Below are 21255 nucleotides of genomic sequence, written 5' to 3'. Positions count from 1 at the left end.
TGCAGAATCCTCTTTAATCTAAAACAGAGAATTCAACCAACCATAGAAGTAGGAAATATGAAGGATTTTATTTTAGAAAACGAGCATGTTTTATTGCGCCCATTAACGGAAGATGATTTTGAATTATTATTACCCTATTCATTGAATGAACCAGATACTTGGCATTTTTCACCAAGAAGTGCAGCAGGTGAAGATAATCTTCGTGAATATATGAATTATGCTTTAACAAAAAAGGCAGAAGGTACAGAATATCCTTTTGTGGTGATCGATAAAAAATCAGGCCAATGTGCGGGCAGCACTCGTTATTACAATATTAATGAACGCAATCGCAATTTAGAGATTGGTTTTACTTGGTATGGCAAGGCATTTCGCGGTACAGGGTTGAATAAACAGTGTAAGTTCTTGTTGCTTCAGCATGCTTTTGAATTGATGAATATATTACGCGTTGGCTTTAAAGCTGATGCAACGAATATTTTAAGTGTTGCGGCGATGAAAAGTGTTGGTGCTAAAGAGGAAGGAATTTTACGCCAAGATACTTTGATGTCCGATGGTAGATTCAGAGATACGATGGTTTTAAGCATCCTACAACATGAATGGGAAGATTCTGTTAAGGCTGCTTTATTAGCAAAATTGGCCAAATAATCATTTAACAATCACTCCTGACATAATGGTGTCAGGAGCACTTCGTTATACTTTTCTTAACTTCATGAGAAGTGATATTTATGAATTTTAAGGAGAGTATTATGTCATTCAATAGCCCAATCGCTTGGTTTGAAATTGTTACACAAGACTTTGATCGTGCATGTGATTTTTACAGTAAAGCATTCGATGTAACTTTTAACCAAAGAACCATTGGTGAAATGCAATTAGCTGTTTTTCCTTATCAAGAAGGTCATGTTGGCGGTGCTTTGGTGAATAGCCCATGTTATAAGGATCATAAAGCAGGGCCAAGCACTTCTGTGATCTACTTAAATTGTGAATCTGTGACAGCGCAGTTGAAAAAAGTGATCGAATTGGGCGGTAAGGAGATTTTTCCAGTCACGCCAATTTGTGAAAATGGCTTCATTGCAGGCTTTGAAGATAGCGAAGGTAATCATATTGGTATTTGGTCTCAAAACCAATAAATATATTCAGCATAAATAGATTAAAATCTTTGCATTAAATTATTTTACTGAGCCAATATTATGCGCCGTGCTGATCGATTATTTGAAATCATCCAATATTTACGCAGTCGTCAATTAACGACCGCTTTGTGGTTGAGTGAGAAACTAGAAGTTTCAGAACGAACGATCTATCGTGATATTCAAGATTTGATCAGTAGCGGTGTTCCGATTGATAGCGCAGCGGGCGTTGGTTATATTTTGCGAAAAGAGTATGATCTGCCACCATTGATGTTCGATGCAGATGAGATCACAAGTTTGGTGATTGGCATTAAAATGGCAATGGCGCTCGGTGGCAATGTTGCAAAATCAGCTGAAGATGCATTATCCAAAATCAATCATGTGATCCCAAAAACGTTGAAGCATAAAATTGATGATATGCAAATTCATACGCCCACATTGTATGAATCTGATCTGTTGGGTGATCGCATTACTGCGTTGAACTTAGCGATCCAAAATCGTCATCCTGTGGAGATGGATTATCAGAGATTAAACGATACAGAAATTGTGAAACGCATAGTTTATCCTTTGGGGATTTTCTTTTGGAGTACAAAATGGACGCTCGTTGCTTGGTGTAAACTGCGTGAGGATTTTCGCCATTTTAGAATTGATCAAATCCAAGGACTAACTGTTTTGGAAGAACAGTTCACTTTAGAAGAATCTCAACGTTTGCAGACATTTTTAAAATTAGTTACAGGCGATATCTAATCGCTCATGTGTGCCAAGATGATAAAAATCCACTTGATGCTTTTGTGATTTATCCAATGTGATGATGGCATAAGTTTTCTCTTTGCGGCTGCGTGGATAAGCCAAGCTTCCAGGATTGACCATTAATATATTGTCTTTTAAATCAGCTTTGGCAATATGAGAATGACCATACAATGCAATTTCAGCACCCATTTCTTGTGCACGATCATTCAGCTTATCCAAAGATGATTTCACACCATACATATGTCCGTGAGTGACATAAATTGTATGCTGACCAATTTTTATGAATAGCTCATTGGGTAAAGAACGATCATAATCACAATTGCCACGCACAACGTGAACATTTTTTAGAATGGGATCAAAGTTCATGAGTTCTGAATCTCCACAATGGAAAATGGCAGAGACATCTTTGTGTTTTTCCATGATCTCTTTTAAAGGTAAAATAAGTCCGTGTGTATCGCTTAATATTAATATTTTGTTATTTTTTGGCATAATTTTAGTACTTTTATTCAATTTTAAGGTGCGCTATCGTAGCGGAGTTTTATGACAACTATATAAAATTAGATAAAAAAATACTATATTGAAGCAGTGTATTTCTAATTTATATGACCATTGGACAAATCAATATGTTGAGTCAATCTGAAACAATCAAAATCGAAGGCGTTAATTTTTCTATTGTACAAGTAAAGGATATCTTGGATCGCCTGCCTGAGAATTGCTGGTTAGCATCACAAAGTACTGAGTTTTTGGACAATAGTATTTTCTTCCACGAAGGTGATGTGGAACTATCTATATTGCGTTTAGGCGAATTACCAACATGGTCTTTAGGTTATTTCATCATTGGTGATGTGAAAGTTGGCCGAATCATCGAAGCGAGTGATGATTTGGCAATGGGATTGATTGTGGATGGTCATTTAACAGCAGATCATATTCGTGCAGGTGGCAATGAAATTTATGTTTCAGGTGATTTAAAGGTTAATGGCCTATTTTTTGGTAAATATAACCATGGTTCTTTGACTGTGGAAGGTGAAAGTTTTGCCAATGCATTTATTTCGGATGATTATTCAGGTTGGATTGACAATCATCATTGGGCATTAACGGATGATGAATGCTTTGATGATGAACAGATCAGCGATGAAGAATATCACGAAGCATGCGTGGAAATCCTAGGAGCGATTCGCCCTGAATTTTTATATGAACAAGAAGAAGCAGATGAACCATTTTTGTGGGCGCAATTGCTCAATTATTATGAGCTTGAAAAAGCGATGAAGCACAATTCGCCAATTCTGCAAGATTCATTCATCGAAGAACATCAAATTCAGTTTTTAGCTAATCCAGTGGAATATCAAAAAGCTGAATTGCTTGCCGATTTTGTTGTGAATACAGTGGCTAATATCCATAATGAATTGAGTATTCAAGATGTGGAAGCATTGGCAAAGAATTTAACAGGTTTATCGCATGATCATATCTTTGTGCCAGCAGCTTTATACAATGATGATCACGGTTTATCTGTGAAGTTTTTGGAAGGTTATCCTGAGCGTTTATTCTTGGAATTCATTGCAGTTCGTTCAGAGTATCAAGGTGACTTGCCACACAATATCCAAATGGGCATGAATGGTGAAGCATTGAAAGTGCAATTTGGTGATCGTTATACAGAGGAAGCTTTTGAAGAATATGAAGATTCAGCACAAGGCACAATCACTTTGGAAGGTTTAGTAATCGAACTATTACTAGAAAATGATGCTGTGACTTTTGTGAAGTATCAAATTTCAGAAAGCTGAGAAACTTCGTTATAATGAAGGCTTCCGTAATTGGTTGTGAAAAAGGGAAGCATGAGCGAATTAAAAACATTAACTGAGAAAGAATTAGCATTCATTCTGCATTGGGGTGAAATGGGCAATCGTTGGGGCGTGAATCGTACGGTTGCTCAAATTCATGCGTTATTGTTTATTCGTGGTGAATGTTTAACAGCCGAAATGATTTGTGAATTGCTAGGCATTGCACGCTCGAATGCCAGCAACAGCATTAAAGAATTAGAGCGCTTAGGTTTAGTGAAGCGCACGCACATTTTGAATGATCGCAAAGATTATTTTGAAACGTCGGGCGATGTTTGGGAGCTATTTAAAATCATCGCACGTGAACGCATTGAGCAGGAATTAAAACCCACAGAAGTAATGCTTAATGATTTATTGAATGATCCTGATTTCAAAAAAGAGAGTGAAACTTTCCAAGCACGCACAAAAGAGAGTGCAGAATTATTGCATTCATTAGTTACATTGGGCGATCAAGTTTTGGTGTTTTCATCGAAAGGCTTAAAGAATATTTTAAAGGCAGGTTCAGGCTTAGGAAAATTCTTATTGGGCTTTAATAAAGGTGATAAAAAATGATGAAGTGGATGGCGATATGTTTCATGAGTTTATTGACGATCTCATTCGCTGTGAGTGAAGATAAAATTACATATCAAGCCATCGAAAACTCACCGAATAAAGCTGTATTAGATCAAATTGATCCTGAACTCTTAGTGGTTTATCCTGCGGAGAATGAGCGATATACAGTGACTGTTTTTACAGATATTTTTTGTCCATATTGCCGTAAATTACATCAAAATTTGAATCAATTGACTGATAATGGCATCACAGTTCGCTATGCACCTTTCCCATTAACGAGAGATTCTAATCCTGTATTGGAATCCATTTGGTGCGCACCGAAAGATCAGCAACAGTTTTTGATGGATGTCGCAATGTTGGAATTTAAATTCAAAGCGCGATCATGTGATTTTCCTGTGATCGATGAAGCCAGAAAATTTTCTAAAGCATTAAAAGTTTATGGCACGCCATCCATTTTCTTGGAAGATGGCCGAAAAGTCAGCGGATTCATGTCGCCAACAGAGATCATCGATGGCTTAGAAGGTCGCTTGAATTTTGATGAATGGCGCCCTGAGCATATGCGAAATCAATAAAGGGTTGGCAGCATTAACCCTTTATTTTGTTAATTTCATCATATGGAGATGTAATATTTTGTGTTTTAAGAGTCTCCAAGATTATTTTCAGGTTCTTCATCGATTGATGCTAAATATTCTAGAACTTGCTCAGAATACGGATACCTGAAATTTGATGACCTGTAGTTAGAGTTGTAATGACCATTATATTTCCATCTTAATTCTGAAAATAGTTCAACCAATTGAGGATTATAGACAGCTCTAATATAAATTCCCCCATCATTAAATACATTCACATTGACAAACATGCCGAAAATTTTAAAACGCTTTCGTTTGTCTTTTACTTGAGGAGTAATTTCTACGGGTGTATTTATTTCAGGATTTTCCTCAGGTACAGGATCAGGTTTTAGTGTTGGCTCATCGGATGGCGGAATCGGATAAATCCAATGTTTATTATGGACTGCATCCAAAATAAACTTTTTAGCTTCTTCACTTGGAATATGCATTTGTGATGAGAGTAATTCTTTAAGGTCAATCACGATTGTATTGAGTTTTAAATCATGAATACGTTGAATTTTTTCTTCACTTGGTGGATTTGTCACTACTATCTCAATATAGAGTTTTCTCTCACTGTTATATAGCGTAGCTGTTAAATCAGGTCTGATTGAGTCGATGGACTTTTCAGCGATTACTTCCTCAAAATCAACATAACCATCACCTTCTAATCCATTGCCATCTTCACCTTTCCAATTGCTATTTTTAGGTAGATTTAATAACAAATCTTTTTGGATAACTTCTTTCGCATATTTATGCAAAAGGCTTTCAGGATTAATAATACAGCTTACTTTTGAACTTGCATGGGCAAAATGATGGCGGCGTTTCTGTCCCTTTTTCGCGATGACTATTTCATTGCACTGAAAGCAAGTACAATGACAGGCAAGTCCTTTTTCAACTGAGCTGATATGGGCTAAATTATTGTGTTCATCATTGGCATAATACATACTCATTTTTGACTTCTTTTAAAAGTGAAAGAATGAGTGCATTGTGTTGATGTTCTATTTTGAAAAACAGACCTTAATAGGGTTTTAATGGGTAAGAGGTGGGTTTAAGTGGATGATAATATTAAAGTAATAGGGATGTTAAGAGATCTGCTAATCAATAATAACGAGTGCACAAAAAACTATTATTGCCTTCTTTTTCTATGTGAGAAAACATTAGAAGTGAATGCAAAAGGGGAGGGTTTTCAAGGAAAAGATCGCCACTCAATGAAGGCTTATTTTGATGAGCAAAAAGGAAAAACCTATAAAGAAGCTTCTAACATAAATAACTTTATTACTGAGAAACAGTTGGTGGATTATTGTGCAAGGATTGTTAGTCAGCATGCACAAAATTTTCAAGATTTAGGTTTTATTCCTATAATTCAAGCAACTCAAACTGGTGGTGGGCAAGGAAACGAAAAGTTTTTTTGGCTAGAACTTAAAGCTATTGATGATGAAAATTTTGCTGATTTTAGCAGTGAGAATAATGAGACTAATATTAGTGAAGTCAATTATAGAAGAGTGCCTGCGAAAGATATTAAACTTGCTTTTTATATGAAGCCATTTTTTAAAGATGGTGAAATGAAAAATCGTAGTATCAAAGGATTAAGTTTTCTGCTGGGATGGATGCTGTTATCTATAGGATTTATTGCAGTATTAATTTTTCTAGCCTTTGCTGTTACAGCACTAGGTAATAAGTATATTACGTTCCAACTAATGTCTTTTATCATACTTGCAGGTTGTGCATTTATAACCATTAAATATATGTCGCAGCCAATTATGAGGTTAGCTTTTGATCGAGTGATTAAAGCACCAATGTTAATGTTATCTTTTAAAGAATATGATGCCGAGATTGAAATGCATCGAGATTTCAAAGAGCAAAGAACGCGTTTTACAAGATTTACTGCAACATGCCCGATTTGTACTGGTGAAATTACTCTTCAAAAAGGTGAGAAGCATCATCTACAACCATTAGTCGGTAAATGCTCTGAAAGTCCATTTATTCATGTTTATAGTTTTGATCGGGCATTGATGACAGGGAAGTTACTTTCTGAGCATGTCATACTTAAAAATAATCAATGATGAGTATTATCATGCAATGGGCGATAAAGCTTCGCTAAAATGAAAAAGCAGGGTGAAATTGCACTGTACCTTGTGGAATTGTTTCAGCACATAAAGTTTGTGCCATAAAATACTCTTGTGGCACGCCATTAACCACTAATGCATTTTGCGCTTGAAAGCCAAATTTCTGATAATAATCTGGCTCGCCTAAAACAACACAACCATTCGCATTTTGATCTTTTAGTTGCTGTAATCCAGCCTGAATTAATGCTTTGCCAATTCCTTGCTTTTGATGTGAAGGCAATACAGAAACAGGCGCCAGCACAAACCATTTATTATCCTTGCCATCAATTGTGATGGGTGAAAATGCAATGTGCCCAACAACTTGATTGTTCTCTGTTGCAACCAATGAAATGGTTAATGCTTTAGCTTGGCGTAATTGATAAATAATTAAATGCTCAACTGTGCCTTTTTGCGGATCTTGATGAGGATGATCTTTAAAAGCAATCAATGTCAGCGCTTCAATAATTGGAATGTCTCGATGTGTTTCAGGTCGGATTGTGATCATAAATGTATCTCAACTAGCTAAATGATATCAATGGCATTTTTGTCACCATTAAGAAGAATATAATCATAGCACCACTGAATCCGATGTAACCCAAAATTTCCCAAGTTCTTTGATAAAGCTTGTATTTTGGGTTTAAAGGCTCGTTATTATGTACGGCTTGATCTGTCATTTGTTTCATTCTGACTTGTAACCAAACCACAGGCAACCAAGCTGCACCCACAACGATATACATTAAATAGATATTCAAAAACCAATCGGATAATAAGCTCATTTTCATAATATGAGCAAGCATAATGCCTGTGATTGGTTGAATAATCACAGTTGGCGTTGTGATCACCCAATCCAAAAATACAACGGTGCGATTGGCAAAATATTGTGCTTGTAAACTGCCTGAGCGATTCGCTAAAAATACATACAACGCGCTCCCAAAGCCTGTGCCAACCATTAATAACGATGAAATGATGTGGAAGTATTTTAAGACATAATAAGCATTAAACATGGTGATCTTCCTCCAATGAATAAGTGATCCAAAGTAGTGAAAGAATCGGAAGATTTTTCAGCAATGTGCCAAAAGGTTCGCGCCAAATTTCAGGTGCAAAAGTAGTAATGATGATTGTGTAACCTAAAACAACAATGAATAATATCGTCCAAATGAATCGAGAAGGGCGAAGTAATGCAATGATTCCGCATAAAATATCCATCGCAACCAAGCCATAAAAGAGCAGTTCTTGCCAACTTGTTGGAAAAGGTAATGGATCTAATAACTGCAAGCGTGCAACGGGATCGCTTAATAACAGCGGAATCAAACCTGAAGCGATGAACACAATGCCCAATGTGATTTGGCTGATGCGATAGATTTTATTCGTTGTCATATTTTTCTCGCTTTTTTGCCCATGATTAACTGGTAATCATCTCGTGTATTCACGCTGCCAGCTCGCAACAATGCAAAAGCGTATTTACCTGCGATGGATGGCATCACCATACCGAGCATGTTCATGGAAGTTGCCATCATCCATTCTGGCAATGGCAGAATGATAAGTTTAGAATTAAAGCGTTTAAGGTAATTGCCTAATGTGATGGCTTCAGTGCCCACTTCAAAGATTTGTGAAGGTAAATCTAATGGCAATAAAGCCATGATGAAACTCACTAAATCATCAATATGAATGGGTGAAACTGCATAATTTGAGTTTGAAGGGAAAGCTAAAAGCGGTAGTTTAGAAAGTTTTTTAAAGAATTTCGTACTTGCACCATTTTCCGCATAAACCAAAGAAGGGCGCACGATATAACTTGTGATATTGCTCTCTAACAAATGCTGATCTAATGCATATTTATACTTGAGGTAAGGAATTTCAGTTGGATTGGGATATTGGCTGAGTGCTGAGAGTGAAATGATTTTCTTCACGCCTAATTCTATACAGCGATCCAAAAATGCTTTTTGCACTGCATAAACGGCTTTATGCTTGTTTTCCCCAAAGCCAGGTGCAATACCAATCGCATTGATAATGATTGTTTCATGGTTAATTAAATCTGCAAGTCTATCCAATTGTGTGAGTTCAGTGCGGTTTGGCAGCCAATATTCTATATTTTGTTGCTTTAATGCTTTTGCGATATGTGAGCCAATCATGCCAGTGCTACCTAAGAGAATGATCATTATTTTATCTCCTGATGATGTAATATGCTCATAGATTATTTGTTTTTGTAATTTCTGTCAATACAGAAATTAAAGAATTAAATGAAGTTGATCAGGCTCTATTTTGTTGATCATGGAATGTGATACAAAGATAAGGTAAAAATATTTAAAATCTGGATCAGGAGTAATGATGAAAAGAATTGGTTTAATTGGTGGAATGAGCTGGGAATCGACTGATTTGTATTATCAGCAGATCAATCGTGCCGTGCAAAAGCGCTTAGGTGGATTACATTCGGCAAAGATCATTTTAACGAGCGTAGATTTTGCAGAAATTGCTGAATTACAGAAGCAAGGTGATTGGGAGACAGCAGGGAATATCTTAGCTTATGAAGCAAAAGCCTTAGAAAAGGCGGATGCCGCTTGTATTATTCTATGCACCAATACAATGCATAAAGTGGCAGAACATATTGAAAATGCCATCAACATTCCTTTCATTCACATTGCAGATGCGACAGCGACTGCGATTAAAGCACAAAATATCCAAAAAATAGGTTTGCTTGGCACCGCATTCACGATGGAGCAAGATTTCTATAAATCACGCTTACAAGATCAAGGCATTGATGTGATTGTCCCAGAATCAGATGAGCGTAAAACCATCCATGAAGTGATTTTCAATGAATTATGCTGTGGCATTATCAAAGAGGATTCCAAACAAAAATACATTGAGATCGCAAATCAATTAATTGCAGAAGGTGCTGAAGGGATTATTCTAGGTTGTACGGAAATTTGTCTATTGATTGGTGATGTTGAGTTCAGCGTGTCAACTTTTGATACAACCACAATCCATGCAATGGCAGCAGTGGATTTTGCTTTGGCATAATAGAACAAAAGCCAGCGTTTGCTGGCTTTCTGTATCTTACAATGGTGCTTTATCAATTTTAGATAAAGCTTCATTCACTGCGAATATTTTGCCATTCACATGGGGAATGCCAAATGATTTCAAGCGCGCAGAATGCATTGTTAAATAACGCTCTGCATCAGCAATATTATTAAATAGATAAATACCGCCAGCTTCATTGGCATCTTTATTTTCTGTCCAAATTTTCCAAATTAACCCCGTTTCTTCAGCGATAGAATGAGCTAAGTCATGCATTACCGCAGTCATTTCATCGCCCCAAGGGCCAGTATAAGGGAAATCAACTTGTAGAATATAGTTCATGTTTACTCCTCAATTTAGAATTACAAATTATTGTTCATATGTTTTTTACCCCATTCGCACATAGTGTTCAAAATTGGGATAAGGGATTGACCACGCTCAGACAATGAATATTCAACTTTAGGTGGAATTTGAGAATAGACTTTGCGAATAATAAGTTCATCACGTTCCAGTTCTTTCAGTGTGCTACTGAGTGTTTTAAAAGATATTGTGCCAATAAAACGATGAAGTTCATTGAAGCGCATGATGGGTTTATGCTCATATAATGTATAAATAATGATCATTTTGTACTTGCCGCTGATCTGTGACAATGTGTAACCAAAGCCAGTGTTTTCAAATGTTTCGTAACCATCTATGCATTTATCTTCTGCCATTTACACTTTCCTAAAAGTAAGTATATAACCTCATTGTGCGTACTAGATTATATATGATTTCATGGCTTATACTCAGCGACATGTTATTGCAATGGCTACTTACTTTTTAAATTAACTCGATGGTATTTGTATGAAGAAAACATTAGTGATTATGGCGCATCCCAATATTGAGGATTCCTTGGCCAATAAAGCGTGGCGCGATGCAATTAAACAGCATGAAGATTCCGTAACCTTTCATGATTTGTATCAAACATATCCAGATGGGCACATTGATATTACGAAAGAACAAGCATTAGTAGATGAGCATAATGCATTGATTTTTCAATTTCCCATGTATTGGTTTAGTGCTCCGCCATTGTTAAAACAGTGGTTTGATGAGGTTTTAGAATATGGTTGGGCTTATGGAGAAAATGGTACACATTTGCAGCACAAAAAGGTCGCATTGGCTGTATCAACTGGTGTGCAAGGACATGAATTTTCAGTGGAAGGGCGATGCGGTATTTCTTTAGAAAATTTATTGATGCCCTTTGAATTGTCGATGCGATATTGCCAAGCAGATTATCGTAGCATTTTTTCTGTTCATGGCATTAATAATGAGCCAAATGCTACTACATTAACAGAAGAAGAAATCGCAGAAAGCGCGAACAATTATGTGGATTTTGTTTTAAATTTATAACATCATCAATGAAAGTCTCATCATGCTGAATATGCAAGATGAGACTTTTTGGAATTATTCGCCCACAATTCTTGCACGGCAACGAATGCCTTTGATTGGGGATTTCCAGATTTGATTGACAGCTTCTTTGGCATGTTTACGTGAAACAGCAACGTAAGCTTGTAGTGGCAATAAGTTGATTTTGCCCACATCTTTACCTGCAATTTCACCTTTCGATGTCAAAGAGCCTAAAATATCGCCTGCGCTGATTTTAGATTTTTTACCTTCGCTGATTTCAATTGTCACCATTGGTGCGATCAATGAAATTGGCTTCACATCTTTCAAATCATTCGCTGAAAATTTTGGGATAGATTTTTCGATGTAAGCTTCTACTTCTTCCAAGCGATGCAGTTTAGAAGCTAATACTAAACTTGCTGCAATCCCTGTTTTACCAGCGCGTCCTGTACGACCAATACGATGAACATAAACTTCAGGATCAAAAGGTAAATCATAGTTGATCACCATCGATAAATCTGCGATGTCTAAACCACGTGCTGCAACATCTGTCGCCACTAAAACACGGCAGCTGCGATTGCTGAAGCGCAATAATACTTGGTCGCGATCACGTTGTTCTAAATCACCATGTAAAGATAAAACATCGATATCTTGTGAATAGAGATAGTTTTCTAACTCGATACAAGCGGCGATTGTGTTACAGAAGATCACAGTGGATTCTGGCTCATGGCGATACAATAATTTGGCTACTAATGCATCTTTTTCGCTATTGTTATCGTGCAATACAACAGATTGATCGATTTTAGGCTCATCCGCTTTAGTTTCTTCAATTTTAACCATCACAGGATTATGTTGAATGCGTGAGCTGATGGCTTGAATATTCTCAGGATACGTTGCTGAAAATAGCAATGTTTGGCGTTTTTTAGGTGCATAACTAATGATGGCATCCATTTCATCAGCAAAACCCATATCCAGCATACGATCAGCTTCATCGAGCACAAACATTTTGATATTTTTAAGGTTTAATGTATTACGCTTTAAGTGATCCAAAATTCTACCTGGCGTGCCCACTGCGATATGCGGTGGATGTTGGCTCATGGAGTGAACTTGTCTAGCAACAGGAACACCGCCACAAATACTAGAGATCTTTAAGTTAGGAATATAACGTGCTAAACGGCGCAATTCTTTACTCACTTGATCAGCCAATTCGCGCGTAGGGCACAAGACTAAACTTTGTGTAGAGAATTGTGTTGCATCAATGGTTTCCAATAAACCAATACCGAAAGCTGCTGTTTTTCCGCTCCCTGTTTTAGCTTGTGCCACAATGTCTTTACCATTCAAAATTGCAGGCAATGCAACGGCTTGAATCGGCGTCATTGTTAAGTAACCTAAGTCTTTTAGGTTATCTAATTGTGCGATTGGTAAGGAAAGTTCAGAAAAGTTTTGGATAGCCACGATGATTCTCAATATAATTCAATCAAATAATGTGTGAACTATACTGAAAAGTGACGAAACAATCTACTTTTGATGTGAATCGCTATGAATGATCACTTTGCTACGCTTTTTAAATTGCGATACGGATAATCCGCCCAAAACTAAAGCAATCCCTGTGCCAGACATCCACGTGAGCCTTTCATGCAATACGATCATGGACAAAATTACCGTCACCATCGGCACAGCATTAATGTATAAACTTGCCTTGATTGCGCCTAATGATTTTAATGCTAAATTCCAAGTCACAAAGCAGATGGCAGAAGCGCCTAAACCCAAAAACATTAAGTTTAAAATCACAGTTGTGTTGAGATAGTGATTAATATTGAAATCAACATGAGCAAATGGAATGATGGGCAACATGAATAAAATGCCGTACATGAATGTTCTGCGTGTTGTTTGGATTGTGTTATAGCCAAATGAACTGATTTTCTTAGAGAAAATCGAATAGAACGACCAAATGATTGCAGCGAGTAATGCTAAAAAGTCACCTTTTAAATTGATTTGTAATTCTGTTGCACCACTAAAGCTCATTAAACCAACGCCAACGAACGATAAAACCATACCAAAATAAAATTGTGGGCGAATGGTTTCATCTTTTAAGAAAAAGCGTGCGAGTAATACAGTGAAGAATGGTGATGTGGATGCAATCAATGCAGCATTGGATGCTAATGTATAAATGAGCGCATTGTTTTCAAATAAGTAATAGAGCGTAATGCCACATAAACCTGCGGCTGCAAAGTATGCTTCTTGCTTTAATGTTGTACCTTTTAATCGCTTCGGAAATAGTAGCATTAAGAAGCATGTACCCATCACAAAACGTGTGAGCAAAATTTCCATTGGTGATAAATCATGGTGTAAGAGGATTTTTGTTGAAACGAAAGTTGTGCCCCATAACAGAATAGTGAGCAGGGCGAGCGTATGTCCTCTGAGTTCTTGATTCATGATTCATTCCAAAAGCGATGATCAATAATGATCGAGTTAAGATTGATCAGTGTAATGGAAATTTCAAGGAAAGTGAGGATATTTTTATGGGAATTGTTATGATGCGAAATATTACAAAATATCCAAGATAATATTGAGGAGTACACAAAACGTGATTGAGTTAAATGAATTAAAGGCGATCTATGATGTTATTGAAGTGGCTGATTTACAGATCAATGATTTGCCATCAGATTTGATGAATTTTTATAAAATATGTGATGGTATCAATGGTGATTTAGAAGGTGAAACAAGCTTGATCATCTATTCAAATGACATCATTCATGCAAGAAATTTGGATTATGAAGTGGCAGAATATTTACCTGAGTACATCATGATTGGTGATGATGGTGGCGGTGTTGCTATTTTAATGCATAAAATAACACAAACGATCCATGCAAGTGGCATGGGGGCTTTAGATGAAACAATGATGGTGAAAATTTCAGATAATTTAGAAACGTTTCTAATCGATAATAGAGCAAGCTTAGATCCATATTACGATGATGAATAGCACGTTTAAATACAAAAAAATAGCGAGTAGATTAATGTATCTAGCTCGCTATTTTTAAATCAATTTTTTACAGCTACTTAATCATTTAACTCAATTTTATCTTTAAAAATTCTGATCTTTTTAGCTTTAAATAAACCACCAATTGCGCGTTTGAAAGATGATTTACTCACACCAAAACGGCGCTGAATTTCTTCAGGTGCGCTCTTATCACTCATCGGCAATGAACCATTGTTGATTTTTAAAGCTTCTAAAATTTTAGATTCCAAGCTGTTACGATCTTCTGCTGTTTTGATCACAGGTTGCAATAGAATATCTAACTTGCCATCTTCACGAACATTTTTGATGTAACCAGTCACTTCGCTACCGATTTGTGCATCATAGTTGATGTCGCTTTTAAATACTAAACCACGGTGAGCATGATTCACGATCACATTTAAGCCTAATGGCGTTCTGCTTTCGATCAAAAGCATCACTTCATCACCTTCTTTGTAGCTGTGCGGGATTTGATCTAAGTATTTATCATACTTCATGGTCGCTGTGATGCGTTGAGAACGTTCATCCATATAAGTATAAACAATCGCAAAATCTTCAACCGCCAATGTGCCAACTTCTTCATTAAATGGCAGCATCAAATCTTTTGGTAAACCCCAATCCAAGAAAATGCCATAATCTGAAATTTCCACCACTTGAAGATCAGCAAATTTACCAACTTCTGTGAATGGCTTTTGCGTAGTTGCAGTTAATTTACCTTGTGCATTGGCATACACAAACACTTCCAAAGTATCCCCGATATTGGCAGGAATGCTTCTTGGAATGGATTTGGTTGGCAGTAAAATATCACCTTCTAAAACTGCGCCCGCAGAAGTTTTCTGCGTGATTTTTAGGTGATTCATACGGCCGATTTTTGGTTCTGAGTAACGATAGTAAGACATTTGACCTTTCATCAAAGAATAGAATAATCAATAAATAGCGATAATTATAAACCTTACTGAGAAATTCTTCAGGAAAGATGAAAGATATCTAAACTTTAATGCGTTGAGTGATGAAAACTAAAACACTCAAAATCATTAAACTTAATCCCAAATGTTGTCCATAAGCCACTAACATCAAACCAAGGCCGATGATTAAGTAATACATTAAACCCAAAATTGCGCCTGCTGTGCCGAGTTTATCACCATAATTCATCAACGCTTTCGCCAAAATATTGGGGATTGCAATGCCATAAGCCATCACAACGCCAACCATTGGCAAAATGAAGAGCCATTGGCTTTGGAATATTAAAACCAATGCACTGCTGATTAATAAAATGATGCTCGCAATCGAGACCAATTTTTCACTGCTGAACGCATATTTTTGAATCCAACGTTTATTCAAAAATGCGCCTAAAAATGAACCTAAACCTAGCAAAATTCCACTTAAACCAAATAATGTATGGCTCAATCCTAATTGCTCAAACATAAACGGTGCTAATTGATAGTAAGCAAATAGGGCAATGTTTAAAAAGCCAATTAAGCATGCATTTTTCAAGATGAAAAGATCACATAGCATCTCTTTTAATGTTGCTAAAAATGGTGGTTTGCTGATATGTTCAGGTTTAGTTTCAGGCAAAATGAACGCAACCCAAGCCAATAAAACAATTGCCATCAGAACCAATAAAATGAATACACCATGATAGCCAGAAAAACTCACCATCAATGCGCCTAATAACATCCCAATGATTGGGCTGATCGCTAAAGCAATGCCCATAATAGAAAATACATAGCGTAAAGTTTCGCCTGATAAACGATCACGCATAATCGTTTGTGTGCCGATTGAACCAATCGCCGCTGAAAATGCCATGAGCATTCTGCACATCAATAATAGATCAAAGTTTGTCGCAAAGATTGCTGCAACACAAGCAATCCCATAAAGGAATAGTGCGATTAATACTGTTGGCTTTCTGCCTAACCAATCGCAACTGTAGCCCCAAATTACCACGCCAAATGCAAAGGCAATGAAGTAAAGGGATAATGTTTGCCCTGCATCGCTTTGGCTTACATTAAAGGCTGTCGCAATATCTGTGAGTGCTGGACTATAAATAGTTTCCACAATTTGTGGAAACATCATCAATGCAATCAGCAAGGGCAAAGATAAAGTCTGTTTCATAAAAAGTTACCATAATTTGAAAGCAACAATGGTAATCGTTATTGGATTTTCTTAATTTATAACCTAAGACAATATTATTATAAAATCAGACATGTTTTTTGTATGGAATATGAACAAAAGTCACTTTATATGGCAATAGAATTGATTTGTGATCGTATATATGTGAAGATTCCACCGCTTTTTATTTGTAATAAGCATTTATTGTAAAAAAAATTTATAAAATATAAGGAAATAAATTATGAGTACTGTAGAAAGTACAGAAAAGGTAGAAAAAGTAGAAAAGGTAGAAATTGTTAATACTCAAAAGAAAGGTATGATTCCTGCTATTATTGGTTGTGTTGCGGGTGTATTAGCGATTTTAACAATTGGTATTGTATTTTTCCCAATCGCATTAGTTTGTACTATTATCGCTTTAATCTTATCCATTAAGACTAAATATGGTGCTGCAATTGGCGTGAGTATTTTGTCATTGTTGTTGACGATCGCAGGCTTTGTATTCTCTCCAACATTGTGGGCTATTATTTTTGGTGCATCGATTGCTAATGATCCCCAATTTCAGGAAGGCTTAAATGCAATTCAACAAGATATGCAACAAATCGAGCAAGAATTAAATAACGCAAATGTTCCTGTGGAGCAATAACTTCTGAGACAATGGAAACAGCCTTACATATAGTGAATGTAAGGCTATTGTTGATCATTAATCCATGCGTTTTTCGCGCTCTTCGTGTTCTTTTTTGCCAATCTGCCAGTAAGCACAAGCGTAGAACTCACGTGATGTCCACTCTTTCTCTTTACGTAAGTAATCACGTAATTTTTTCACAGTCGTGAATTCAGCAGTGATATGAACAAAATGTGATGCAGGCATTAAATCCACCATTGTTTTGGTTAAATCATATAAATCGCTACCAGTTTCAGGGTGCGCGTTGATCAACCAATGCAAATCCAAATCTGCTGCTGTTTGATAATGCTCTGGCAATATATCTTCTTTTGTCATCACTTCTGTGATCACTGTCACTCTTGCATGGTTTGGCACTTGTGCAACCAATGCTGATACCGCAGGAATCCCTGTCATATCTGTTACAAATAGATAATGATCTGCTTCTGTTAATACATCACGATGGTTTTTTTTCATTGCTAAACCGATTTGATCATCCGCCTTAGCATTCATCGCCCATTGGCAAGCCACAGAATTACCTTCATGTACTGCAAAATCTACGATGAGTTCTTTGGCATCTAGATCAATTTCACGATGCGTGTAAGTGCGTACAGTTGGGCGATTGGCTTCATTTTCAATGTCCCATTTACGAGTTTCTTCGTTATAAATAGGCATTTCTACCGTAGAATGGCCTTGTGGCGGAATGAACAATTTATTATTGACGCCTAAAGATACATCTTTGTAATGCTCAACATCATCACATTTTAATACAACGCGCAAATAATTAGGCGTTAAAAATTCTTTGCGAGCAACTCGCACAACAGTTCTATGAACTTGCATAATGTATTCTCCCTTTAAATGTGCTGATATCTTGCTGCATATTATTATTAAATGCAAATGATAATTACTGTTATTTATGTGGTTAACTTTGGATAAAAAGCGTGATTGTGGTTAAATATTCAAAAAATTTAGGGAAATTCAATGGCATGGATAGAAGCGGATGCAATCTTTGATCCAGATACAATAGCAATAAGCATCATCGGAATTGCAGCTGAATTGGTGAAACATAACTCAGGGGAGCATCAGCATAATAAAGGGCAATTACTCTTTGCACAGCAAGGCAGCATGCGCGTTGTGATTGATCAAAAATTATCTGTGATTCCACCACAAAAAGTCGTTTGGTTGCCACCAAATCAAACACATTGCGTATTTTTCACAGAAGTTGTGGGTTATCGCTCTATTTATATTGATACTGAAATCTTTCCCCATTTACCCAAAGAGCCTGCAACATGGAGCTGTTCACCATTATTAAAATGCATCTTAGAAAAGATCGCACAATCAGATTGGGCAATGGATTGGCAATTGCCATCGCGTGGTGCACATTGGTTATTAGTTTTGTGGGATGAACTGAAATTAGCAGATCGTGAAGAGCATTATTTAGAGTTACCGAAAGATTATCGCCTTCAGAAATTTGATCTATTAACTTATGCACCGCCATTGTCAGAGTTAGCTAAGCACATTGGTGCAAGTGAACGAACCATTACGCGCATCTTTTTGAAGGAAACAGGCTTAAATTATCAATCATGGCGGCAGCAATGGCGACTATTCAGAGCCATAGAATTGCTGAGTGAGCAGAGAAGTATGATGGACATCGCATTAACATTAGGTTTTGCCAATGATAGTGCCTTTTCCACCTTTTTCAAAAATATGACAGGATCATCACCAACTAACTATTTGTCAGTTGATAAGAGTCAAACAGATCAAGAATATAGATAAGAACATTCTCATCTTGTAAATATGAGTGAGGATTCATATTGGCTATGTTTGCTGTGATTTCAATGGCTTTTTAGCTTTACGCACTAACATTTTTTGACTGTTTTTTATGATCGGGTTTCCTATCATGTTGTTCTATTCCTTTCTGTCAATTTAAGTTTTGGAGTGAAAGAACATGACGATTGTAATCAAACGGGATGGCTGCCAAATGTCATTTGATCAACAACGAATTTACGATGCAATATACAAATCAGCGATAGCTTCCAATGTGAATGATGAAGCTTATTGCCAACATGCCACACAATTAGTAACAAAAGCAGTGACAGATCAACAAACGATCGCGATAGAAAAAATACAGAATGCGGTTGAAAATGCTTTGATGTCTGGCCCATATAAAGAGATGGCGCGCTGTTATATAGAATATCGTCATGACCGCGATAAAATCCGCGAGCAAAAGAGCCGATTAAACCAAGACATTAAAGGCTTAGTGGATCAAACCAATGCGGCGATTTTGAACGAAAATGCCAATAAAGATGGCAAAGTGATCCCGACACAACGTGATCTGCTAGCAGGAATTATCACAAAGCATTATGCCACTCGTTATATGTTGCCAAAAGAAGTAAGCCTTGCGCACGAGCGCGGTGAAATTCATTATCATGATTTAGATTATGCGCCATTTTTCCCGATGTTTAACTGCATGTTGGTTGATTTGGAAGGGATGCTGAGCCAAGGCTTTAAAATGGGCAATGCAGAAATTGAGCAACCTAAATCCATCACAACTGCAACAGCTGTGACAGCACAAATCATCGCGCAAGTGGCAAGTCATATTTATGGTGGTACGACGATTAATCGCATTGATGAAGTGCTTGCGCCTTATGTGGCAATCAGCTATCAGAAACATTTGAAAATAGCAGATGATTGGGGTATTCAAGATCGTGAAGCTTATGCTAAAGAGCGCATAGAAAAGGAATGTTACGATGCATTTCAATCCTTAGAATATGAAGTGAATACATTGCATACAGCCAATGGGCAAACGCCATTTGTCACATTTGGCTTTGGTTTAGGCACAAGCGAAGAATCTCGCTTGATTCAACATTCTATTTTAAAAGTACGCATGAAAGGTTTGGGTAAAAAAGCCAAAACGGCGATTTTCCCGAAATTGGTTTTTGCCATTAAAGATGGGATCAATCATAAAGCAGGTGATCCCAATTATGATATTAAGCAATTGGCGGTTGAATGTGCATCGAAACGAATGTACCCAGATATTTTGAATTATGAACAAGTGGTGAAAGTGACAGGTTCATTCAAAACGCCAATGGGATGTAGAAGCTTTTTAAGTCGCTATGAAGAAAATGGCATTGAGCAACATGAAGGGCGCAATAATCTCGGTGTGATCAGCTTAAACTTACCAAGAATTGCAATTGAAGCTGAACATAATGAAGATAAATTCTGGCAATTATTGGATCAACGCTTAGATATCTGTCAACAAGCACTGTTAACTCGCATTGCACGATTAGATACAGTCAAAGCACGCGTTGCGCCAATTTTGTATATGGAAGGTGCTTGTGGTGTTCGTTTGAAAGCAGATGATAGCATCGCGCAGATCTTTAAAAATGGCAGAGCTTCTATTTCACTTGGTTATATTGGTGTGCATGAAATGCTACAAGCTTTATATGGCACAGAAACACATCCTTTTGATGATGCAATGAAGCAAGCAAAAGGCATTGAAGTGATTCAATATCTCCGCCAGAAAGTGAATGAATGGAAAGCTGAAACAGGTTATGGATTCAGTTTATACAGCACGCCAAGTGAAAATTTATGTGATCGTTTTTGTCGATTGGATGCAGCAGAATTTGGTGTGATTGATGGAGTAACAGATAAAGGTTATTACACAAATAGCTTCCATTTGGATGTTGAAAAAAGCGTGAATCCTTATGAAAAACTAGATTTTGAAGAAAAATATCCTGCTTTTGCCAATGGTGGATTCATCTGTTATGGCGAATATCCCAACTTACAGCATAATTTAAAAGCGATTGAAGATGTATGGGATTACAGCTATTCACGCGTACCATATTACGGCACAAATACGCCGATTGATGAGTGCTACGATTGTGGTTTTACAGGCGAATTTGCGTGTGAAAGCAAAGGCTTTACTTGCCCAAATTGTGGTAATTCTAATCCTGATCGTGTTTCGGTTACGCGCCGTGTTTGTGGTTATTTAGGAAGCCCAGATGCAAGGCCATTTAATCAAGGCAAACAAGAGGAAGTAAAGCGCAGAGTGAAGCATTTATAGTTTTTATATTTAAGTCATTATTGCGCTCACATGTGATGTGAGC

General features: G+C 37.0%; 26 protein-coding genes. 13 read left to right on the top strand and 13 right to left on the bottom strand.

Going from position 1 to position 21255, the window contains the following annotated elements:
* The first annotated feature begins 57 nt into the window (after positions 1-57).
* The 3 genes from ACA100_RS10325 to ACA100_RS10315 all read left to right on the top strand — a co-directional run bounded on the left by ACA100_RS10325 (position 58) and on the right by ACA100_RS10315 (position 1868).
* Positions 58-642, top strand: coding sequence for a GNAT family N-acetyltransferase (locus ACA100_RS10325; RefSeq protein ID WP_481077626.1), 585 nt, complete (start codon positions 58-60; stop codon positions 640-642).
* A 101-nt stretch (positions 643-743) separates the two neighbouring features.
* Positions 744-1124, top strand: coding sequence for a VOC family protein (locus ACA100_RS10320; RefSeq protein WP_481077625.1), 381 nt, complete (start codon positions 744-746; stop codon positions 1122-1124).
* 60 nt (positions 1125-1184) lie between these two features.
* Positions 1185-1868, top strand: a complete 684-nt coding sequence (locus tag ACA100_RS10315; RefSeq protein ID WP_481077624.1) for a helix-turn-helix transcriptional regulator — start codon at positions 1185-1187, stop codon at positions 1866-1868.
* Here ACA100_RS10315 and ACA100_RS10310 read toward each other — a convergent pair.
* Complete coding sequence (locus ACA100_RS10310) at positions 1848-2360, bottom strand: metallophosphoesterase family protein (RefSeq protein ID WP_481077623.1); 513 nt, start codon at positions 2358-2360, stop codon at positions 1848-1850. The two genes, ACA100_RS10315 and ACA100_RS10310, sit on opposite strands and share 21 nt — an antisense overlap.
* 134 nt (positions 2361-2494) lie before the next feature.
* Here ACA100_RS10310 and ACA100_RS10305 point away from each other — a divergent pair, with 134 nt between their 5' ends.
* Genes ACA100_RS10305 through ACA100_RS10295 form a run of 3 tightly spaced genes read left to right on the top strand, consistent with a single transcriptional unit; the run spans position 2495 to position 4827 of the window.
* Positions 2495-3649 carry a hypothetical protein gene (locus ACA100_RS10305; RefSeq protein ID WP_481077622.1) on the top strand — a complete coding sequence of 385 codons (1155 nt, stop codon included), beginning with the start codon at positions 2495-2497 and terminating at the stop codon, positions 3647-3649.
* Between the two features lie 51 nt (positions 3650-3700).
* On the top strand, positions 3701-4255 hold the full coding sequence (locus tag ACA100_RS10300; RefSeq protein ID WP_481077621.1) for a GbsR/MarR family transcriptional regulator: 555 nt from the start codon (positions 3701-3703) through the stop codon (positions 4253-4255).
* On the top strand, positions 4252-4827 hold the full coding sequence (locus ACA100_RS10295) for a DsbC family protein (protein ID WP_481077620.1): 576 nt from the start codon (positions 4252-4254) through the stop codon (positions 4825-4827). The genes ACA100_RS10300 and ACA100_RS10295 overlap by 4 nt, the downstream gene beginning before the upstream one ends.
* Positions 4828-4892: 65 nt before the next feature.
* On the opposite strand, the gene ACA100_RS10290 is transcribed toward ACA100_RS10295, so the two are convergent.
* Entirely contained in the window at positions 4893-5813 is a 921-nt protein-coding gene (locus ACA100_RS10290) for a competence protein CoiA family protein (RefSeq protein WP_481077619.1), read from the bottom strand.
* A gap of 102 nt (positions 5814-5915) precedes the next feature.
* On the opposite strand from ACA100_RS10290, the gene ACA100_RS10285 reads away from it, so the two are divergent.
* The gene (locus tag ACA100_RS10285; protein ID WP_481077618.1) at positions 5916-6926 is read left to right on the top strand and encodes a hypothetical protein; all 1011 of its coding nucleotides are present in this window, start codon (positions 5916-5918) and stop codon (positions 6924-6926) included.
* A 34-nt stretch (positions 6927-6960) separates the two neighbouring features.
* On the opposite strand, the gene ACA100_RS10280 is transcribed toward ACA100_RS10285, so the two are convergent.
* Genes ACA100_RS10280 through ACA100_RS10265 form a run of 4 tightly spaced genes read right to left on the bottom strand, consistent with a single transcriptional unit; the run spans position 6961 to position 9124 of the window.
* Positions 6961-7473, bottom strand: a complete 513-nt coding sequence (locus ACA100_RS10280) for a GNAT family N-acetyltransferase (RefSeq protein WP_481077617.1) — start codon at positions 7471-7473, stop codon at positions 6961-6963.
* 13 nt (positions 7474-7486) lie between these two features.
* The gene (locus ACA100_RS10275) at positions 7487-7972 is read right to left on the bottom strand and encodes a DUF2269 family protein (protein ID WP_481077616.1); all 486 of its coding nucleotides are present in this window, start codon (positions 7970-7972) and stop codon (positions 7487-7489) included.
* The gene (locus ACA100_RS10270; protein WP_481077615.1) at positions 7965-8345 is read right to left on the bottom strand and encodes a DoxX-like family protein; all 381 of its coding nucleotides are present in this window, start codon (positions 8343-8345) and stop codon (positions 7965-7967) included. Before ACA100_RS10270 ends, ACA100_RS10275 begins: the two co-directional genes overlap by 8 nt.
* Entirely contained in the window at positions 8342-9124 is a 783-nt protein-coding gene (locus ACA100_RS10265) for an NAD-dependent epimerase/dehydratase family protein (protein WP_481077614.1), read from the bottom strand. Before ACA100_RS10265 ends, ACA100_RS10270 begins: the two co-directional genes overlap by 4 nt.
* A gap of 169 nt (positions 9125-9293) precedes the next feature.
* On the opposite strand from ACA100_RS10265, the gene ACA100_RS10260 reads away from it, so the two are divergent.
* Entirely contained in the window at positions 9294-9983 is a 690-nt protein-coding gene (locus tag ACA100_RS10260) for an aspartate/glutamate racemase family protein (protein WP_481077613.1), read from the top strand.
* 36 nt (positions 9984-10019) lie between these two features.
* Here ACA100_RS10260 and ACA100_RS10255 read toward each other — a convergent pair whose 3' ends face one another.
* Together ACA100_RS10255 and ACA100_RS10250 are read right to left on the bottom strand one after the other, a co-directional pair.
* Complete coding sequence (locus ACA100_RS10255; protein ID WP_481077612.1) at positions 10020-10322, bottom strand: monooxygenase; 303 nt, start codon at positions 10320-10322, stop codon at positions 10020-10022.
* A gap of 20 nt (positions 10323-10342) precedes the next feature.
* Positions 10343-10693: a winged helix-turn-helix transcriptional regulator gene (locus ACA100_RS10250; protein ID WP_481077611.1), complete on the bottom strand. Its 351-nt coding sequence runs from the start codon at positions 10691-10693 to the stop codon at positions 10343-10345.
* Between the two features lie 130 nt (positions 10694-10823).
* Here ACA100_RS10250 and ACA100_RS10245 point away from each other — a divergent pair, with 130 nt between their 5' ends.
* Entirely contained in the window at positions 10824-11369 is a 546-nt protein-coding gene (locus ACA100_RS10245; RefSeq protein WP_481077610.1) for an NAD(P)H-dependent oxidoreductase, read from the top strand.
* Positions 11370-11423: 54 nt separating this feature from the next.
* On the opposite strand, the gene dbpA is transcribed toward ACA100_RS10245, so the two are convergent.
* Together dbpA and ACA100_RS10235 are read right to left on the bottom strand one after the other, a co-directional pair.
* Positions 11424-12818, bottom strand: coding sequence for an ATP-dependent RNA helicase DbpA (gene dbpA, locus ACA100_RS10240; protein ID WP_481077609.1), 1395 nt, complete (start codon positions 12816-12818; stop codon positions 11424-11426).
* 63 nt (positions 12819-12881) lie between these two features.
* On the bottom strand, positions 12882-13799 hold the full coding sequence (locus ACA100_RS10235) for a DMT family transporter (protein WP_481077608.1): 918 nt from the start codon (positions 13797-13799) through the stop codon (positions 12882-12884).
* 151 nt (positions 13800-13950) lie between these two features.
* Between ACA100_RS10235 and ACA100_RS10230 the strand changes: the two genes are divergently transcribed.
* A complete protein-coding gene (locus ACA100_RS10230) occupies positions 13951-14346 on the top strand; it encodes an SMI1/KNR4 family protein (protein ID WP_481077607.1) in 396 nt (131 codons plus the stop codon).
* Between the two features lie 77 nt (positions 14347-14423).
* Here ACA100_RS10230 and ACA100_RS10225 read toward each other — a convergent pair whose 3' ends face one another.
* Positions 14424-15278 carry a CvfB family protein gene (locus ACA100_RS10225; protein WP_481077606.1) on the bottom strand — a complete coding sequence of 285 codons (855 nt, stop codon included), beginning with the start codon at positions 15276-15278 and terminating at the stop codon, positions 14424-14426.
* Positions 15279-15366: 88 nt separating this feature from the next.
* Positions 15367-16491 (bottom strand): multidrug effflux MFS transporter, encoded by a 1125-nt coding sequence (locus tag ACA100_RS10220; RefSeq protein ID WP_481077605.1) that lies wholly within the window; start codon positions 16489-16491, stop codon positions 15367-15369.
* 238 nt (positions 16492-16729) lie between these two features.
* Here ACA100_RS10220 and ACA100_RS10215 point away from each other — a divergent pair, with 238 nt between their 5' ends.
* Positions 16730-17131, top strand: a complete 402-nt coding sequence (locus ACA100_RS10215) for a hypothetical protein (protein WP_481077604.1) — start codon at positions 16730-16732, stop codon at positions 17129-17131.
* Positions 17132-17188: 57 nt separating this feature from the next.
* On the opposite strand, the gene ACA100_RS10210 is transcribed toward ACA100_RS10215, so the two are convergent.
* Positions 17189-17986, bottom strand: coding sequence for a siderophore-interacting protein (locus ACA100_RS10210; RefSeq protein ID WP_481077603.1), 798 nt, complete (start codon positions 17984-17986; stop codon positions 17189-17191).
* Positions 17987-18127: 141 nt separating this feature from the next.
* Here ACA100_RS10210 and ACA100_RS10205 point away from each other — a divergent pair, with 141 nt between their 5' ends.
* Both ACA100_RS10205 and nrdD read left to right on the top strand, forming a co-directional pair.
* On the top strand, positions 18128-18922 hold the full coding sequence (locus ACA100_RS10205; RefSeq protein WP_481077602.1) for an AraC family transcriptional regulator: 795 nt from the start codon (positions 18128-18130) through the stop codon (positions 18920-18922).
* 172 nt (positions 18923-19094) lie between these two features.
* Entirely contained in the window at positions 19095-21212 is a 2118-nt protein-coding gene (gene nrdD, locus ACA100_RS10200; protein WP_481077601.1) for an anaerobic ribonucleoside-triphosphate reductase, read from the top strand.
* The last annotated feature ends 43 nt before the right edge of the window (positions 21213-21255 follow it).

The sequence above is a fragment of the Wohlfahrtiimonas sp. XWW7 genome, assembly GCF_056716055.1.
This window is presented reverse-complemented; position numbering and strand designations above follow the sequence as displayed.

Excerpts from the sequence above, each read along its gene's own strand:
- ACA100_RS10250 (WP_481077611.1), bottom strand. The coding sequence starts at position 10,693 with ATGGCAGAAGATAAATGCATAGATGGTTACGAAACATTTGAAAACACT.
- ACA100_RS10210 (WP_481077603.1), bottom strand. The coding sequence starts at position 17,986 with ATGCAAGTTCATAGAACTGTTGTGCGAGTTGCTCGCAAAGAATTTTTA.
- ACA100_RS10320 (WP_481077625.1), top strand. The coding sequence starts at position 744 with ATGTCATTCAATAGCCCAATCGCTTGGTTTGAAATTGTTACACAAGAC.
- ACA100_RS10290 (WP_481077619.1), bottom strand. The coding sequence starts at position 5,813 with ATGAGTATGTATTATGCCAATGATGAACACAATAATTTAGCCCATATC.
- nrdD (WP_481077601.1), top strand. The coding sequence starts at position 19,095 with ATGACGATTGTAATCAAACGGGATGGCTGCCAAATGTCATTTGATCAA.
- ACA100_RS10260 (WP_481077613.1), top strand. The coding sequence starts at position 9,294 with ATGAAAAGAATTGGTTTAATTGGTGGAATGAGCTGGGAATCGACTGAT.
- ACA100_RS10245 (WP_481077610.1), top strand. The coding sequence starts at position 10,824 with ATGAAGAAAACATTAGTGATTATGGCGCATCCCAATATTGAGGATTCC.
- ACA100_RS10205 (WP_481077602.1), top strand. The coding sequence starts at position 18,128 with ATGGCATGGATAGAAGCGGATGCAATCTTTGATCCAGATACAATAGCA.
- ACA100_RS10255 (WP_481077612.1), bottom strand. The coding sequence starts at position 10,322 with ATGAACTATATTCTACAAGTTGATTTCCCTTATACTGGCCCTTGGGGC.
- ACA100_RS10315 (WP_481077624.1), top strand. The coding sequence starts at position 1,185 with ATGCGCCGTGCTGATCGATTATTTGAAATCATCCAATATTTACGCAGT.
- ACA100_RS10270 (WP_481077615.1), bottom strand. The coding sequence starts at position 8,345 with ATGACAACGAATAAAATCTATCGCATCAGCCAAATCACATTGGGCATT.
- ACA100_RS10300 (WP_481077621.1), top strand. The coding sequence starts at position 3,701 with ATGAGCGAATTAAAAACATTAACTGAGAAAGAATTAGCATTCATTCTG.
- ACA100_RS10265 (WP_481077614.1), bottom strand. The coding sequence starts at position 9,124 with ATGATCATTCTCTTAGGTAGCACTGGCATGATTGGCTCACATATCGCA.
- ACA100_RS10325 (WP_481077626.1), top strand. The coding sequence starts at position 58 with ATGAAGGATTTTATTTTAGAAAACGAGCATGTTTTATTGCGCCCATTA.
- ACA100_RS10305 (WP_481077622.1), top strand. The coding sequence starts at position 2,495 with ATGTTGAGTCAATCTGAAACAATCAAAATCGAAGGCGTTAATTTTTCT.
- ACA100_RS10275 (WP_481077616.1), bottom strand. The coding sequence starts at position 7,972 with ATGTTTAATGCTTATTATGTCTTAAAATACTTCCACATCATTTCATCG.
- ACA100_RS10220 (WP_481077605.1), bottom strand. The coding sequence starts at position 16,491 with ATGAAACAGACTTTATCTTTGCCCTTGCTGATTGCATTGATGATGTTT.
- ACA100_RS10280 (WP_481077617.1), bottom strand. The coding sequence starts at position 7,473 with ATGATCACAATCCGACCTGAAACACATCGAGACATTCCAATTATTGAA.
- ACA100_RS10215 (WP_481077604.1), top strand. The coding sequence starts at position 16,730 with ATGAGTACTGTAGAAAGTACAGAAAAGGTAGAAAAAGTAGAAAAGGTA.
- ACA100_RS10295 (WP_481077620.1), top strand. The coding sequence starts at position 4,252 with ATGATGAAGTGGATGGCGATATGTTTCATGAGTTTATTGACGATCTCA.
- ACA100_RS10225 (WP_481077606.1), bottom strand. The coding sequence starts at position 15,278 with ATGTCTTACTATCGTTACTCAGAACCAAAAATCGGCCGTATGAATCAC.
- ACA100_RS10235 (WP_481077608.1), bottom strand. The coding sequence starts at position 13,799 with ATGAATCAAGAACTCAGAGGACATACGCTCGCCCTGCTCACTATTCTG.
- ACA100_RS10310 (WP_481077623.1), bottom strand. The coding sequence starts at position 2,360 with ATGCCAAAAAATAACAAAATATTAATATTAAGCGATACACACGGACTT.